Annotated in this window: 1 protein-coding gene; it reads right to left on the bottom strand. The window is 46.6% G+C overall.

Annotated features, from left to right (window positions below):
- On the bottom strand, nt 1–620 hold a 620-nt coding region (locus tag ACTXGO_RS15810; RefSeq protein ID WP_443575189.1), incomplete at both ends, for a lyase family protein.

A 620-nucleotide genomic window follows, 5' to 3' on the forward strand; every position in this document is an offset into this window, starting at 1 on the left:
TGGGCTAGTCCTACGCCAATATTACGCAGGACCGTTGAGTCTGATAAATCGCGCTGCATACGTGAAATTGGTAGCTTTTCACCCAAATGTGCCAGCATCGCATTGGCAACGCCCAAGTTACCTTCTGAGTTTTCAAAATCAATCGGGTTGACTTTATGCGGCATCGTAGAGGAGCCCACTTCACCGTCTTTTAGACGCTGCTTAAAATAGCCTAAGCTAATATACTGCCAAATATCACGATTGAAATCGATCAGTATCGTATTAAAGCGCTTAACCGCATCGAATAGCTCGGCAATGTAGTCGTGTGGTTCGATTTGAGTGGTATAAGGATTGAAGGTTAATTCAAGACGCGCTTCAATGAAATGCTCTGCATGAGTTTGCCAGTCCACATCAGGGTAGGCGGCATAATGAGCGTTGTAGTTACCGACGGCACCATTGATTTTGCCTAAGAGCTCAACTTGACCGACTTGCTTAATCTGGCGAGCAAGACGGTAAGCGACATTAGCCATCTCTTTACCCAGCGTCGTTGGACTCGCCGTTTGCCCATGGGTACGTGACAACATGGGTTGATCAGCATGAGTAATCGCCAAATCAACGATACTATCGGTGACTTGCTGCAT

It is taken from the genome of Psychrobacter sp. T6-1, from assembly GCF_052258445.1.